We start from the raw sequence: 15721 nt of genomic DNA, 5'->3' as shown, positions 1-15721 counted from the left end.
ACCTCGATTTTCCTCCCTTATACTCAACTTGTACCAATCACCATATAGAAAAGGGGTATCACATGAAACGGTATGTAAAGCTTGCGAAATGGACGACGCTTGCGCTCGTTATCAGCTCCTTGCCGACTCTGGCCGCTTGTTCGAGCGACAAGAACAACGAAGCGGCGAACAACAACGGAACGACCAACAATCAAACTGCAGACAACGGGACGAAATCCACTGTGGATCCGGCGGCGATGTGGCAGCAAAAATTCGATCCGCCGGTTACGATTACGACAGCGGTCGTAGATGACGGCGCTTCCAGGGGCAATGCCTTCAAACCGGGCGAATCCATGGAAGACAACGTGAATACGCGTTGGATGAAAGACAACATGGGTATCAATGTGAAATACGATTTCATCGTGACGAAAGCGGAAGATTACGATACGAAGATTCGTTTGCTGCTCTCCAGCGGCGGCAAGCTCCCGGACGTGTTCTCGGCACCGGGCGACTCCTTGCAAAACCTGATCGACGCCGGCAAAGTCATGCCTCTGGACGATGCCATCGAGAAATACGCGCATCCGGAATTTAAAAAGATCCTTGAAAAATTCGACTACGCGCTCGGCGAAGTGAAACGCGACGGCAAGCTTTACGGTCTTCCAGGCTTCTTCATGGGTGACGAAGGCACCGTGATGTGGATTCGCAAAGACTGGCTGGACAAGCTCGGTCTGCAAGCGCCAAAAACGCTGGACGAATTGACGAACGTATTGAAAGCGTTCACGGAAAACGATCCGGACGGCAACGGCAAGGCCGACACGATCGGTCTCGCAGTACCGCTGAAAGAAGGACCATGGACATGGATGGGTCAAACGGACGCGATCGTCGCGGCACTGACGGATCAAATGATCAATACATTCGATATCAAAAGCTACTGGAATAAAGGCGCGGACGGCAAGCTGACCTACGGCGCGATTCAGCCGGACGCGAAGAAATACCTCCAGCTCATGAAAGACTGGATGAGCAACGGCTACATCGATAAAGAATCCGGCATCATGGATCCGATGAAAGCTTCCGAGGCTGCAGCCGCAGGCAAAGCCGGCGTCATGTTCGGACCTGCCTGGATGGGCGGCTGGCCGCTCGGCGATGCTGCGAAGGTCGATCCGAAAGCCGATTTCGAAGCCTACAATCTTCCTTCCGGTCCAGACGGCAAGTTCGGCCGTGCCGAGAAAGGCATCACTGCAGGCTTCACGATGTTCAACAAAGACTTCAAGGGCATCGAGGCATGGTTCGCGTATTTCAACAAATTGTTCGCAAAGAACTTGAATCAAGACGGAGATCCATACAATGATCCGCGCTTCAAGGACGGTTTCCATGAAGGGTACGACTACGTGAATTACAACGGCAAAATCGTCAAAGGCGACTACAAAGCAGCCGGCGTGCCGGAAGACAAATGGCCGCTGAAAGACGGCAGCCGGATGGATATGCGCTTCATGATGGCGAGCATCACCGGCGGCACGACGACGATTCCGTATTCGAACACGGATGCGATCAAGAAATTCCTGGCCGATCCGAACGCCGAGCCGCAAACGTCCACGGAATTCGATGTCAAGGCATCGCCGGCCAGAACCTTAGCGGCGCAAGGCGTACGTTTGAATCAAGGCATTACCGAAGGTAAAAACTACTTCACGGGTCCGCTGACGCCGACGATGAAGTCGAAAGGCCAATTGCTCACGAAGCTGGCGACGGAAACGTACCTGAAAATCATCTATGGCGAGAAGCCGATGGACTACTTCGATGATTTCGTGAAGCAATGGAACGATAACGGCGGCTCGAAGATTACGGACGAAGTCAATGCTTGGTACGCTGAAAGCAATAAGTAAGGACTGAACGTCTACGGAATAAATGGTTTGAGATTCAATAACGGGGGATCAGGCTGCCGCAAGCTGTCGCCGATCTCCCGTTTTCCATAGAAAGGAAGGATGCAGCGTGGCTTCATATTGGAGAAAGACCTGGCCGTTTCATTTGCTTCTGTTGCCTGCATTAGTATTAGTCATCATTTTCGCGTACATTCCGTTATTCGGTGCTGCAATTGCCTTCGAAGATTATCAGCCTTGGCTCGGCATTAAAGGTTCGCCGTGGGTCGGATTTGAGCATTTCCGGACGATCTTCGAATATCCGGACAGCAAGCAAGTTATTATCAATACACTGATTATCGCTTCATTGAAGCTGGTCTTCAATTTGGTCATTCCTGTCATATTTGCGTTGCTTCTGAACGAAGTCGTCAACACGTATTTCAAACGCGTCGTGCAAACGCTTGTCTATTTGCCCCATTTCTTGTCTTGGGTTATTCTCGGCGGTATCTTGATCGACCTTCTGTCGACAGAAGGCGGTATCGTCAATCGCTTTCTTAATGTGCTTGGAATGAAGAGCATTTTCTTCTTAGGTGATGGCCAGTGGTTCCGCTTTACGGTCATCGTCAGTGATATTTGGAAAGAATTTGGATTTTCTGCCATCATCTTCTTGGCCACCTTGGTAGGCATCGACCCCTCTTTGTACGAAGCGGCGGAAATCGATGGGGCAACTCGCTGGCAGCAAGTCGTTAATATAACGCTTCCGCTCATTCTGCCAATTGTCATCGTTGTTGCTACATTGTCGCTTGGCCGGGTACTCGATGGCGGTCAAGATCAGATTTTGAATTTGTACAACCCGCTTGTTTACTCGCATGGCGATATTCTCGATACGTTTGTCTATCGCGAAGGCTTGATGAGCGGCAAATTCAGTTTCGGTACGGCGGTCGGTCTGTTTAAATCGGCAGTCGGATTCATTATGATCTTGATCAGCTACAGATTGGCGTACAAACTAGCCAACTACCGGATTTTCTAAGGAGGGCCTCTCATGCGCTACCGTTCTCGAAGTTACGCTGTTTTTACAGTTACTAATACGATCTTTCTGGCTTTACTAGGTTTGCTCTGTATCCTTCCTTTGATTCATGTCCTTGCCGTCTCGTTCAGCTCGCGAGCCGCAGCTACGGCGAACATCGTTAATTTCTGGCCAGTTGGCTTTACTGCGGACGCCTATAGCAATACGCTTGGCAACCACGATTTTCTGAGAGCGATGTGGATCGGCGTGGAACGGACGGTTCTCTCGACGATCGTCTCGATGGCCGTTGTTACAATGGCGGCTTACAGCTTGTCGAAGTCGAGCATCCGCTTTCCCGGACGGCAGCTGTATACGTGGATTTTCGTCTTCACGATGCTGTTCTCCGGCGGTTTGATTCCGGGCTACATCGTCGTCAGCAAGCTCCATATGATCGATACGATGTGGGCGCTTATACTGCCAGGCGCGGTCAGCGTCTGGAATATGATCCTGATGCTGAACTTCTTCCGCTCGCTTCCACCGGAACTGGAAGAAGCCGCTTTAATCGATGGCGCCGGTCATCTAAGAGTATTGTGGAGCGTTTATTTGCCTGTATCGTTGCCATCCATCGCGACCTTGTCGCTCTTCTGCATGGTAGGAAGCTGGAATTCCTGGTTTGACGGGATGATTTATATCTCCAAGCCGTCCGGCTATCCGCTGGCGACCTTCTTGCATTCGATGATCGTGAGCGACAACCTGTCCCGTGTCGGCGTATCTGCCGATCAGGTACAGAACTTCTCGAGTCGCACGGTGAAAGACTCGCAAATCTTCATCGGCGCCTTGCCGATCCTGTTGGTCTATCCGTTCTTGCAGAAATATTTCGTCAAAGGCATTGTGCTTGGCTCCGTGAAGTCGTAACCTAATGAGATAACTGGAATGACGGGATGGATGCACGTGCTGGATTTTCTGAAGCTCAATCGGCTTACGGGCCGTAGAATGAACATATTCACCAAGATCATGATCGTCATCGTGCTTATGCTCATTCCTATCGTATTGATGTTCAATTATTCGAATAAGATCAGTACCGATGTCGTCGAGAAGGAACTGCTCCAGGTCAACTTGAACCGTCTTCGTTTGTTCGTCGGACAAATGGACGCGGAAGCGGACAGGCTCTGGAAGGCCGGCTACGTCATCGCGAAAGATCCGGATGTTGTGCAGCTTCAGTTTCGGTCGTCTTCCGATCCCGTCTACTCTTGGCTGCAAGCCAAGAAGCAAGTACAAGAGAAGCTGGATTTGCAGTCTTCCACGTTTGAATGGAGCAACAAGCTGACGGTTTATTCTCCGCCTTCGGGGGTCGTCGTTTCGACGAACTGGAAGCAGCAGTACAACGCGGAATATTTCCGCAATCCGGTTCAGGATCGTTGGGATTATCGTCTCATTACGACGGAACGGGGAACGGAGCAGGCGTTTCTGCGTCAGCTCATCATGCCGTTCGATCCGAAGAAGATGCCGGAGAATCCGAGCTTGTATGTGGAAATAACGTTCTCGGCAGAAAATTTGGTCCAAATGCTGGATCGATTGAAGCAGGGCAGCGCCGGCCAGCCGTTTCTGTATAACCCGCTTTACGAGCCGATCCGCTCTTCGGACTCGGAACGCGAGCAGATCGACGATATGTCCAAGAGCTTTGCGGCCGTTATCCCGCATAATCCCGGCAATGAAGGCTCGATCAAGATTTCGTACAAGAATGAACAATATCTCGTCAATTATGCCGCCTCAGCTGCTCTGGGGTGGTATTTGGTCGATTTCGTGCCGATGACTCAGGTGCTTAAGCCGATTGACCAAAGCAAGCTGATCTTTTACGGAGCGAGCTTGATGTTATTGCTGATGGGCGTTTCATCCGTAGCCTTGCTGTACCGCCACGTGCAGAAGCCGATCTATGAATTGATCCGCGCGGTCAAGTCGCTTCGGCGGGGCGACTACGGGTATCGCATCGCGCATTGGCCAAGCAATGAATTCCGCTATCTGATCGAGCAATTCAATATGATGTCTACGGATATCCAGGAGCTTATCGATAAGGTGTATATCGAGCAGCTTCGTGCACAAGAGTCGTCGCTCAAGCATCTGCAGGCGCAGATCAATCCTCATTTCCTGTACAATAATTTTGCCTATATTCAAAGCATGGCGCAGCTCGAACGGACGAAGGCTATCGTAGCTTTCACGCAGCATCTGAGCCAATATTATCGGTATACGACCCGAACGGAGCAGCAATTGACGTTCCTGGCCGACGAAATGGATTTGATTCGCAATTACTTGGAAATTCATCGGATGCAGTCGGAGCGGCTGGAATACGCCGAAGAAATCGATGAAGGCCTGATGTCGCTGCTTCTGCCGCGGCTCCTGCTGCAGCCGCTTGTCGAGAATGCGATCGTGCACGGCATGGAGGGCAGGAAAGGCAAATTCCAGATCCTTATTAGAGGCGGCCGGACGGAAGACGGCTATGAACTGATCGTCGAAGACAACGGAATCGGCATGCAAGAGGATGGACTAATCGCGTTGAGGCAATCGTTGCAGCAGCAGACCAGTTCAAGCCACAGCATCGGGTTGCGGAACGTCCATCAGCGTCTGCGGCATTATTTCGGCGAATCATCGGGACTGTTGGTTGCGCCTTCCTCCATGGGCGGGCTCTGCGTAGGATTGATCATAAAGGACGGGGGCGATTCCGATCTTTGAAGTACTAATTGTGGACGACACGCCTTCCCAGGTTGAAAGCATAGCCGTAACCATTGCGCAAGGCGATCTCGGTTTTGCGCATATTCATAAGACGTATTCGGGCGAAGAAGCGTTGAAAGTCTTTCAAGAACGTACCATCCATATTGTCATTACCGATATCCGGATGCCGGAGATGAACGGGATTGAGCTTATTCGGCAGATTCGCGAGAAGGACCGCAAGGTCAAAATCATCGTGCTGTCCGGCTATGCGGATTTTGAATACGCCCAAAGCGTCGTTCCCTACAATACGTCGGGCTATCTGATGAAGCCGGTTAATCCGGTGCAGCTGCAGGAAATGCTCGGCAAGTTGCTTGGAGAGATCGCTGGCGAAATGCAGCAGCGTAAGCAGCAGCAGCGCGACGTGTATGCGTTTCGTGAAAATCTGCCCGCATTGCGCAACGAGCTGTTGGTTCGGCTGCTCGGCGGCGACCGAGTTCCGTATTCGGAGCTGGAGCGGAAGCTGTTTCTGCTCAATTTGCCTTTCTCGGCGAACCGCGAGGCAGGCATGTTCATCGTGCGGCTGGAGGGAAGGCTGCAGGAATACGTGAATGCCGATCGGGACCTGATCGAATACGCCGTCACGAATATGGCGGAGGAAGTATTCCAAGAGGCCTTTCATCTCTGGTTCTGCCGGGATCACAACGAATACCTCGTCTTCGTGGCTTCGCCGGTCGTGAAAGGGAGCGAGCCATTGGAGACGGGTTCGGCGCTCGATCGCTATGCGCTCGATAAGCTGGCCGCGACGCTGAAGAAGAAAGCCGAATCGTTGCTGAACAACAGCATGTCGATCGTTCTTGGCAGCAACGGGGCGATTTTCCCCGAAGGCCTCCAGGATTTATACCGCAAGCTCGTGAACGGCATCCGGCAAATCGACGACGGCCGGGACAGCGCCTTCCTGCGCGTCATCGAGAGCCCCAGCCAAGTGGTTATTGGCACGATGACATCCTTGTATCGGCCGCCATTGCTGCTTCACCTGCTGGATACGGGCAATTGGGACGGCGCGGAGAAGAAGCTGAACGAAATCTTCAATGAACTGAAGAGCGTGCATTATCCGCCGGAATATGCCAACGAAGCCTATTTCGCCATCGCGAATGCTTACCAGTACATGGCGCATAAGAAAGGGAAGCTGCTAAGCGAGCTTGGCGGCTCCTCGTTGGGACTGATGCCGGCCGCGCCGTCGTTAAAGCAGCTCGAGCGGTGGGCGTTCTTCATTTTCGAAAGCATACGGGGCTTGTTTCACGAGCGGGCCGAGAAGCAGAAGATGGGATTGATCGACAAGGTCCATGAATACGTGGAGCATAACATGAATACGGGGCTGTCGCTGCAGACGCTTGCGGCGCATGTCGGCTTGCATCCGGCGTATTTGTCCCGAGCGTACCGGGCGGAGACGGGCAGCAACCTGAGCGATTATATTTTGCGCCGCCGAATGGAGCTGGCAACGTACCTGCTGTGCAACAGCGACAATAAAATTTACGAGATTGCGCAAATCGTCGGCTATCAGGCGGTTCCGCATTTCATCAAGCTGTTCAAGGCGTATTCGAACATGACGCCGCAGGAATACCGGGACAGGGCGGGGCAGAAGTAAGGCTTGAGGTGTCGACTTGTCGACTACGGCGGAGGAAGCGGACAGGCGGGAATATGCCGGCTCGGCATCGTGTAGTCCGTGCATCCGTCGCACGAGCCTGAATAGCTGCCGGGCCGGCAGGATATGGCGGCGTGCGATTGCTTCGTTAACGGTACATTTGAACGAACCACATTTGAAAACCGTGCTTCTCGTAGAAGCCGACGATTTCGCGCCATTGCTTGCTCGCGGAATTCACGATGGAACGGTTGATGCCGTTCCCCTCGGCGGTTTGCAGCAGTCTGTCGACCAGTTGATGGCCGATCGTTCCGCTTCGATGCTCGGGATGCACATACACCTCGTCGATTTCCAGATAACGCTCCCCGGCGGCGATGACAGCCAGTCCTTCGCTTTCATGCACGCTGCCGGTAATATAGCCGATCACGTCCGAATCGACCTCGGCGATCCAGAAATAATCTCCGATCGACGAACGCAAGCCTTCCTCGCTGTTAGGCCCGAGACCGTAGGTGATATTCTCGGCGGTCCATAATTGAGAACATTCGACCACCTTCGGAAGATCATGCTGCGTCGCTTGCCTGATTGTGAGCATCATTCAGTCACCGCCAATAGGTTGAATAGAATCAGAACGGCTCAGCCCTACGCTTGCTGCCAAGCCATGTATTTATTACCGTCCGGATCACGGAAATGGAAACCCAGCCCGCAATCCCCGCTATCCTTCAGCTCCGAAACCGCCGCACCGTCGGCCTTCATTTGCGCATATAGCTCATCAATCTGCGTCACTTCGAAACAGACCGATTCCATCTCATGCTCTTCATTATTGTCGTCCCAATCATGCGTCACGAAATTGGATGTCTGCTTCTCCTTCGTCTCCAGGAAGAAGATGCCTTGTCCGGAGGCGAGTTTCACATTCCCTTGAGGCGACAAAGTAATGAGGCCGTGCTTCATGAAAAATGCTTTGGCCGTCGCTGCGTTCGTAACCGGGATGTAGACGCATTCGATTCTTGCCAGACGCGCCTTCGCATGCGGATACTTGCTTTCTAACTCGCGTTTCAATGCCAATTTGTCCACCGCCATGAACTCCTTCGTTATCGGATTGTATTCGCAAACATTTCATGCGAATGGCGAGTTACGGCTCCACGATCCGTTCCCCGTGCGTATACACGTTCATTTCGCGTCCGCGGATGAAACCGACGCAGGTGATGCCGAGATCGTCCGCGAGCTTCAAGGCCAGGTCGGTGGGCGCCGACTTGGAGAGAAGGATGCCGACGCCGATTTTGGCGGCTTTCAGCACGACCTCGGAGGAGAGGCGTCCGCTGAAGGCGATGATTTTGTCCGCCACCGGCAGGCGCTGCTGCAGGGCATAGCCGAACAGCTTGTCGAGCGCGTTGTGGCGGCCGATGTCGGTGCGAACGGCGATCAGCGCATCCCGCGTGCAGAGCGCGGCATTGTGCACGCCGCCCGTCAGTTGGAATTCGGCGGAGCTGTGCTGCAGCAGCCGCATGAGCGCCATGCATTGCGCAGGCGAAACCGTTAGACGGCTCATCGACGTCCGGGCCGTGCGAGCGTCGCTGCGAAAATAAAACTGGCGGCTCTTCCCGCAGCAGGACCCGATGAACCGCTTCGAATAATCGTCCTTCCCCGTTGACTGCGGCCGGTGCAGCTCGGCATACACGTAACCGCGTTCCTCGTCGATCCGCAGCTCCTTCAAATCCACGGCTTCTCTGATGATGCCTTCCGAAGCCAGGAAACCGATCGCGAGCTCCTTCAAATCCGTCGGCGAGCAGACGATCGTCGCGAACTCCTCGCCGTCGAGCTCTACGGTGAGCGGATATTCCGAGGCGATGTCGTCCTCTCGCAGCGAGGCGGCGCCGTCCGTGTATTTGCGGATGGGCCAGGTTGTCGTGATGCGCGGCAGCATAGTGTGATCTCCTCCTACTTGTAGATCATGTGTCTATCGAAAGGGACGTTCGGCATAAATGAGGATCCGTCGACAGGAGTGCAGCGCTGCGGCCGGAATCTATCAGCGCCTATCAACGCACGGAATGCCGTCCCTCGTCATCCGGTTCATCCATTTCATGATCCAGCTCCGCGATGCGCTTCTCGACATAGCGGGTATCCTTGAGCGCATGGAACGTGTCCGCGCGCTCCAACACGACCGCCGTATTGTATTCCGGAATGCCGGCATGGGGCTCGTAGACTTTCTTGGGCAGCAGCGCGTTGCATTCCGGCCAGTACAGCTCCAAATTACCGGCGGCGATCGAGGCGAATTTCGCCCTGCCGTGGAACGTGCCGCAGCTGTTGTAGAGCACGACGGCATCGCCTTCCCGAATATCGTGCTTCGCGCCGTCGTTCGGGTGCATGAGCACGTCGTAACGGTCGGCGGCATTGAACGGATCGGTGCTGCTGTAAATCATCGAGTTGAACTGCTTGCCGCGGCGCGAAGTGATATAGAAGTGCCCCTCCGGCTTGCGCAGCTCCGGCAGCTCGATCGGCAGCAGATGGCCGCGGCCGTCCTTCGTCGGGCAGACGCCGCCTTCGCATAACCAGGCGCCGCCCCATTGGAACACGTCGCCTTTATTTCTGAGCCATTGAACGCCGTCGTAGTTCGGCGCGGCGAGCGCGATTTCCGAACGCAGCGCATGCGCGTCCCGGAACGCAACGAGGTTCGCGCGTTTCGGATCAACCCGCGCGGCCAGGTCGCAGTAGATCTGCCATTCCGCCCGTGCCTCTTCAATGCGCGGACCGTCGATCTCCGGCGAGAAGTAGACCATTCGCTCCGTCGACGTCGAGGTGCCGCCGCCCGGCTGTTCGTAGCGGGTCATGGCGGGCAGCACGATTACGGCTTCGCGCGCATCGGCGAGCGTCGACGTATTCAGCACGATATCCTGATGGACGCGGATATCGATTGCTTCCAGGCAGTCGCGGACGAAGGCGGGATCCGGCATCGTCTCCAGGAAATTGCCGCCGGACGTGTAGAACAGCTTCAGCTTCCGCTCATGCGTGTCCGGCAGCTGCGCGTTCTCCAGCGTGACGCCGACGATGTCGCCCTGCCATTTCGGCAGCGGGAAGCCCCAGACGCTCTCGATCCGCGGAATGTCGCTGCCTTTGAACTCGCCGCCGGGCAGGCTGAACGGATCGGCCCCCATCTCGCCGGAGCCCTGCACGCCGCTGTGGCCGCGAATCGGCATGAGGCCGCAATGCTCGCGGCCTAGAAATCCGCGCAGCAAGGCCAAGTTGGCGACCTGCGAAATGTTGTCCGTGCCGAAGCGGTGCTGCGTCAGCCCCATGCTCCAGACGAAGACGCCGGTCTTCGAAGCGGCCAGCAGCTCGGCGAATTCGGCCATTCGCGCGCGGGATAAGCCGGAGGAGCGTTCCAATTGCGCCCAGTCCTGGCGCCGTACATGCTCGCGCAGCGCCTCGTAGCCATCGACGTGCTTGCGCACGAAGTCATGGTCGACCGCGGAGCCGGGCCGCGCTTCTTCCATGTCGAACCAATGCTTCATGACGCCTTGCATGAAGGCGATATCTCCGCCGATGTTGACCTGATAGAAGTCGTCGGCAATCTTCGTGCCGAACAGCGCCGATTCGGCGATCGAGGGCACCCAATAGCCGTCCATCGCCGGCTCGCGGTAAGGATTAATGACGATGATGCGCGTTCCTTTGCGCTTGGCGGCGTACATGTATTTGGTCGAGACCGGCTGGTTGTTCGCGGCGACGCTGCCCCAGAAGATGAGCACGTCGGTGCCGATCCAATCCTTGTAATTGCAGCTGGAAGCGCCGATGCCGACCGATCGCTTGAGCGCGGTCTTGGACGGCGAGTGGCAAATGCGAGACGCGTTGTCGATGTTGTTCGTGCCGAGGAAGCGGGCGACCTTGGCCGCGGCGTAGTACGACTCGTTCGTAATGCCGCGCGCGGTCAAGTAGAAGGCGAGCTGTTTCGGATCGATGGCCTTAATGCGGGCCGCGATCATGTCGAGCGCTTCGTCCCAGGACAAGCGGCTGAAGGTCCGCTCGCCTTTGCGCCGAATAAGCGGATAAGGCAGCCGGCCGAGCTTCCGGAGCGCGGTGCTGTCCATCTTGCGCAGCTCGTCGATATCCGCGTGCAGCACGGACGGCTTGATCGCCGGCATCGTGTTCAGCCGCAGCAGGTTAAGGCGCGTCGTGCAAACATGCGGCCCGGCGAGCGTTTGGTCGTATAGGCCGGACACGCCGAGCGCGCAGCCGTCGCATACGCCCTGCGTCAGAATGCGGTACGCATAGGGCAGATTGTCGCGGTTCTCCGCCACCACCTTCAGCGTGTCGCGGATATGATGCGGCTTCACCTTGCCGAGCCCGAAGGGCATTTTGCTCACCCACAGCTTCGGATCCGGGAGGGAGGGCAGCTTGATCGGCCCCGTATGCTTCGTTTTCCCCATGGAACTTGCCTCCTCGTTAATGGCGAAGCGCCCAATGGCGTCTGCGAAGAAATAAAAAAACCGCGCCGAGTCCGGCTTTTTCTTCCGAATGAAACTCGAAACGGCAATCCCATGACAGGAGGCCGGGGTTTCATAAGCCAAGAAAAAATCGTCTCGAACGCGGTTAGTCTCTCGCAGGTTCGCTGCCAAGCGCCAAGCGCATATTCACACTCACAATCACAATCATGAACGGCTGCTGCCGAATTTGCGCTCGATGTCTTGATCGAACACGAAGACGGACATGCCGAAGTCTTTGTCGATATCGATATCCACGTACAGCTCGAGGTAGCGCGCGCCGAGCAGTGCCTCCATTTCGAGCGGCGGATGGCTGCGGTAAATTTCCTTCACCCACTGCGTGCGCGCTTCGCGCAGCAGCTGTTTGCCGTCGTTGGCCGCCGCGATGAATTTCTCCACCGGCGACAGATTGCCTTCCATTTCGCAGATCGCCCAATTCTTGCAGAAGGTCGTCGTTATGCGGCCGGGGCCTTTGCCCATATGCCGCTTGCGATAAGCTTTCACCAAGTTGCTGAATTCCGCTTCGACCTTGTTCATGCGCGCACCTCGTTTTGACCGCAGAACCGGTGACAGGAGCGCTGTTCCGTATCGTGCGGCATCGCCTTCAAACCTAGCTTCATCTTAGCAAGAAAGCGCAACCATGGCAATGCAGCGGCTAGAAATTTACACCAACGATACTTATGAAGAACAGCAGCAGCGGCAGGAAAATAAAGCTCATCACCGCATGCGAAGCCTCGTAACCGGCGCGGAGTTTGGACAAAGCGAAATCCATAAGGAAGAAGAGGGAGGCGAAAGCCGCGCCCCACCCGCCTATCTGCATGGAGGGGAAGAGAAGCCACAGTCCAAGGAAGCCGAAGAAGGCATGCAGCGGCAAGGAAAGCAGGCGATGCGTCCAGGGATAGGGCGACAGCTTGAAGAGCAGGAATTCGATCAACATGGAAGCAGCGACGCCGTAGATGTAGATGATGGGCACGACATAGAGAAGCAGAAAGCAGATCTGGCCGAGCAGCTCCCGCCATGAATCGAACGTAATCCCCCAGATGTTCGTGAGGGCAAGGGAGAGGACAATAACCGTCGACGCGATGGCCGCGGTCGTCATTTTGCGGGCGAACAAGGCAGGAATGGCGCTCAGCAGCGATGGCGTTGGATTCGGCATGGAACCCCTCTTTCGGGAATGGATGTACTGTTGCTGCTCCCATCATATCGCTGCCGGTCATAGCCCGGGAGTTCTATCTTTCATGGTACCTGATCGGAATCGCTGTATCCCGTGTCCGCGCGCCTTTTTCGGGCTGCAGATCCAGCATGCGCTCCGCAAGGTTTTGTGGTACGATTTGGAGCAAAAGAGTGCATTCCTAGGGGGATTTTCAAGATGATCGCATTATCGTACGCCTTGCTCTGCATGCTGGCGCGCAAGCCCTGTTCGGGCTACGAACTGACGAAGCTGCTGCAGGTGTTCTGGCAGGCGCAGCACAGCCAGATCTATCCGCTGCTCGCGAAGCTGGAGAAGGCGGGCTACGTGACGTTCGAGCTGATCGGCCAGACCGGGAAGCCGGACAAGAAACTGTACAGCATCACGGATGCCGGCGTTGCCGAGCTGCAGCAGTGGATTCGCGATCAGCCGGCGGCGGAGAAGCTGGAACGCGACGAGTTTCTTATTAAAATCTACGCGATCGGCCTGATGGAACCGCAAACGAGCCGCAGGCTGTTCCTCGAACGGCGCGAAGCGCTGCTCACCAGGCTGCGCCGGCTGGAGGGAGAAATCAAACTGATGGAAGAGGAGCAGGATCCGCCCGTGACCGACTACGCTTCCAGGCAGTTCGGCCGTTATTTGCTCTATCAGCGGAGGGTGCGCGTAGTGAGAGAAGAGATTGACTGGGTCGACTGGGCGCTGCCTTTGTTCAAGTCTTCCGCATCCGCACTGCCGGAGCGGAACTGACGTCTCGCGGCATGCCTGCCTCATCCGGGCGTGCACAAAATAAATTCGCCGAACGGACTTCCGGACGGCGATCCGAAGGCATGATTGGCTGTAAGTCCGGCGTAATATAGCTGTAAGTGCCCGCGTGCTAAAATACATAATGTTACAAATCAGGGATGGTTTTCTCAATATGTGAAAGAGGTGGGTTCAGGATGAGGTACCTGGTTCTTCTTCATGTGCTGTCAGCCATTATCGGGGTAGGCCCCGCGTTTTTCATTCATGCCCTGTTCGGGAAGAAAGACAACTTCGGCGAAGTACGCAGTGCGTTCAAACTCGGCAGCAAGCTGGAGCTCTTCCCCAAGATCGGAGGCACGATCGCCGTCATTACCGGCTTGATCCTCGTGTTCGCGGACGACTGGCGGTTCGTCAGCTTCTGGATTCTGGCTTCGCTCGTGCTGTACGTGGGCATTCAAGTGCTCGTCATCGGCTTTGCGGCGCCCGTAACGAAGAAGCTCGGCAAGCTGGTGAACGAATCGGGACTGAGCTCGGACGCACCGGTGCCCGAAGAGCATGCCGGTCTGCTGCATCGCATCAATAGGCTCTATTACGGCGCGACGGTCATGGGGGTCCTGCTGTTCGTCATGATGATCATGAAGCCATTTTATTAGACGCCCATACGAATCGTTATTCATCGATCGGCAGCCCGCGCGGCGCCGATTTTTTATATTGTATTTCCGAGCGGAATCCTTCAAACTGGTGGAGGATCGATAATGACAATACTTGGAATGGGGACCGGGCGATCGATGAAGCAGGATCGGAAATGGGTGTATTATTTGGGGCTGGCGCTCGTTGCCGCCGTCTGGGGGGCGAATTTCGGCGTATCGCGCAAAGGGATGGAGACGTTCGATCCCGTGCTGTTTTCCTTCTTGCGCTTCTCTCTCGCAGTTCCGTTCTTCTTTCTTATTCTGAAGCTGAAGGAAGGCAAGGTCGGGATTTCGCTGAAAATGGTGCCTCGGTTCATGATCATCGGGCTCGTCGGCCTGACAGCGCTTGAAATCATCGTGATGTATTCCATCAAATATACGACGCTGGCCAATTCGTCGCTGCTGAACGTCGCGCCATGGCCGATCTTCGCCGCGCTGTTCGGCCCGTTCTTCCTGCGCGAGCGGATTACGTCCCGCTTGGTGGCCGGCGGAATCGCGGCGATGATCGGCGTATGCTTCATCATTCTGGGCGGATCGGAAGGCTTCGACCTCTCCTCGGACAACATGCTCGGCAACCTGCTGGCGTTCGCCGTGAGCATCATCGGTTCGTTGTTCAACCTCGCATGCATGCCATTAATGAAGCAATGCTCGCCGTTGTACCTCAGCACATGGTATACGACCTTCGGCGTCGTCTTCATGTTTCCGTTCACGATCCCATCCTGGGGCAAAGTGGATTGGAGTGCGCTCGGGGGCAGCGAGTACAGCGCCGTGTTGTTCAACGTGTTCCTCTGCACGGTCATCGGGTTCATCGTCTGGAACGAAGGCATGCTCCGAATCGGCGCGACCCGGGCGAATTTCTTCCGATACCTGGTGCCGGCATTCGCGGTAGCGGCAGGCTATCTCTTCTTCGACGAATCGTTCAGCGGCTGGCAGCTGGCGGGCGGAATCTTCATGGTGGCGGGATTAATATGGATTAGTCTGGAACGGGGAGAGCCGGCTGCCGTGAACGTCTAGCGACGTGACGCCAAGCGCCGGCAACCCTTAGAAATTAGACGACCCCCGCTTCATCCCGAAGCGGGGGTCTATTAATGTAAGCCGGGCCTAGCGCCGGTATTCTTGCAGCACTGCCCTGTATGATAAGCGTAACCGCTAATGTCTTCCTACTTTCATAATTAAAACATGCACGAAAGCAACGAAAGCCCTAACCTCTCTAACGTCCTTGCGGTTCCTCGACCGCGCCAGTGTGAATCCGTGTTCCTTCAAGCAGCCGTGTTAAAAGGAAAATAACTGTGGTGATTCATGGAGGGTAAATCACAATCAATCCGAGGAAAAAACCAGAGGTTACACTTGATACTAAATGTGAATTATACGCGCATGAGTGGGATTAGTCAAGCTGCTATTTGCTCCGATCTTGAGAGCAGCCGAAATAGGAAGAAATGACATTTGT

Annotated in this window: 14 protein-coding genes; 8 read left to right on the top strand and 6 right to left on the bottom strand. The window is 55.3% G+C overall.

Going from position 1 to position 15721, the window contains the following annotated elements; all coding sequences use genetic code 11:
* The first annotated feature begins 62 nt into the window (after positions 1-62).
* The 5 genes from GZH47_RS12845 to GZH47_RS12825 all read left to right on the top strand — a co-directional run bounded on the left by GZH47_RS12845 (position 63) and on the right by GZH47_RS12825 (position 7189).
* Entirely contained in the window at positions 63-1859 is a 1797-nt protein-coding gene (locus tag GZH47_RS12845; RefSeq protein ID WP_162640447.1) for a type 2 periplasmic-binding domain-containing protein, read from the top strand.
* 106 nt (positions 1860-1965) lie between these two features.
* Complete coding sequence (locus tag GZH47_RS12840) at positions 1966-2862, top strand: ABC transporter permease (protein ID WP_162640446.1); 897 nt, start codon at positions 1966-1968, stop codon at positions 2860-2862.
* A gap of 12 nt (positions 2863-2874) precedes the next feature.
* A complete protein-coding gene (locus GZH47_RS12835; protein WP_162640445.1) occupies positions 2875-3753 on the top strand; it encodes a carbohydrate ABC transporter permease in 879 nt (292 codons plus the stop codon).
* 18 nt (positions 3754-3771) lie between these two features.
* Entirely contained in the window at positions 3772-5565 is a 1794-nt protein-coding gene (locus GZH47_RS12830; RefSeq protein WP_162640444.1) for a sensor histidine kinase, read from the top strand.
* A 10-nt stretch (positions 5566-5575) separates the two neighbouring features.
* Complete coding sequence (locus tag GZH47_RS12825; RefSeq protein WP_162640443.1) at positions 5576-7189, top strand: response regulator; 1614 nt, start codon at positions 5576-5578, stop codon at positions 7187-7189.
* A 145-nt stretch (positions 7190-7334) separates the two neighbouring features.
* Here the strand turns inward: GZH47_RS12825 and GZH47_RS12820 are convergent, their stop codons facing one another.
* The 6 genes from GZH47_RS12820 to GZH47_RS12795 all read right to left on the bottom strand — a co-directional run bounded on the left by GZH47_RS12820 (position 7335) and on the right by GZH47_RS12795 (position 12811).
* Positions 7335-7778 carry a GNAT family N-acetyltransferase gene (locus GZH47_RS12820; RefSeq protein WP_162640442.1) on the bottom strand — a complete coding sequence of 148 codons (444 nt, stop codon included), beginning with the start codon at positions 7776-7778 and terminating at the stop codon, positions 7335-7337.
* A gap of 44 nt (positions 7779-7822) precedes the next feature.
* Positions 7823-8254 carry a VOC family protein gene (locus GZH47_RS12815; RefSeq protein ID WP_162640441.1) on the bottom strand — a complete coding sequence of 144 codons (432 nt, stop codon included), beginning with the start codon at positions 8252-8254 and terminating at the stop codon, positions 7823-7825.
* 58 nt (positions 8255-8312) lie between these two features.
* On the bottom strand, positions 8313-9104 hold the full coding sequence (gene fdhD / locus GZH47_RS12810; RefSeq protein ID WP_162640440.1) for a formate dehydrogenase accessory sulfurtransferase FdhD: 792 nt from the start codon (positions 9102-9104) through the stop codon (positions 8313-8315).
* A gap of 112 nt (positions 9105-9216) precedes the next feature.
* On the bottom strand, positions 9217-11601 hold the full coding sequence (locus GZH47_RS12805; protein ID WP_162640439.1) for an FdhF/YdeP family oxidoreductase: 2385 nt from the start codon (positions 11599-11601) through the stop codon (positions 9217-9219).
* Between the two features lie 222 nt (positions 11602-11823).
* Positions 11824-12192 carry a Na-translocating system protein MpsC family protein gene (locus tag GZH47_RS12800; RefSeq protein ID WP_162640438.1) on the bottom strand — a complete coding sequence of 123 codons (369 nt, stop codon included), beginning with the start codon at positions 12190-12192 and terminating at the stop codon, positions 11824-11826.
* Positions 12193-12310: 118 nt separating this feature from the next.
* On the bottom strand, positions 12311-12811 hold the full coding sequence (locus GZH47_RS12795; RefSeq protein WP_162640437.1) for a hypothetical protein: 501 nt from the start codon (positions 12809-12811) through the stop codon (positions 12311-12313).
* A 213-nt stretch (positions 12812-13024) separates the two neighbouring features.
* On the opposite strand from GZH47_RS12795, the gene GZH47_RS12790 reads away from it, so the two are divergent.
* The 3 genes from GZH47_RS12790 (at position 13025) to GZH47_RS12780 (ending at position 15288) form a co-directional block, all read left to right on the top strand.
* The gene (locus GZH47_RS12790) at positions 13025-13591 is read left to right on the top strand and encodes a PadR family transcriptional regulator (protein ID WP_162640436.1); all 567 of its coding nucleotides are present in this window, start codon (positions 13025-13027) and stop codon (positions 13589-13591) included.
* Positions 13592-13782: 191 nt separating this feature from the next.
* Positions 13783-14238 (top strand): DUF2269 family protein, encoded by a 456-nt coding sequence (locus GZH47_RS12785; protein WP_162640435.1) that lies wholly within the window; start codon positions 13783-13785, stop codon positions 14236-14238.
* Between the two features lie 102 nt (positions 14239-14340).
* Positions 14341-15288, top strand: coding sequence for a DMT family transporter (locus tag GZH47_RS12780; protein ID WP_225446467.1), 948 nt, complete (start codon positions 14341-14343; stop codon positions 15286-15288).
* Positions 15289-15721: the final 433 nt, after the last annotated feature.

This window comes from Paenibacillus rhizovicinus (assembly GCF_010365285.1).
Classification (GTDB): domain Bacteria; phylum Bacillota; class Bacilli; order Paenibacillales; family Paenibacillaceae; genus Paenibacillus_Z; species Paenibacillus_Z rhizovicinus.
The sequence above is the reverse complement of the archived record's forward strand: the minus strand, read 5'-3'. Positions and strand labels throughout refer to the sequence as shown.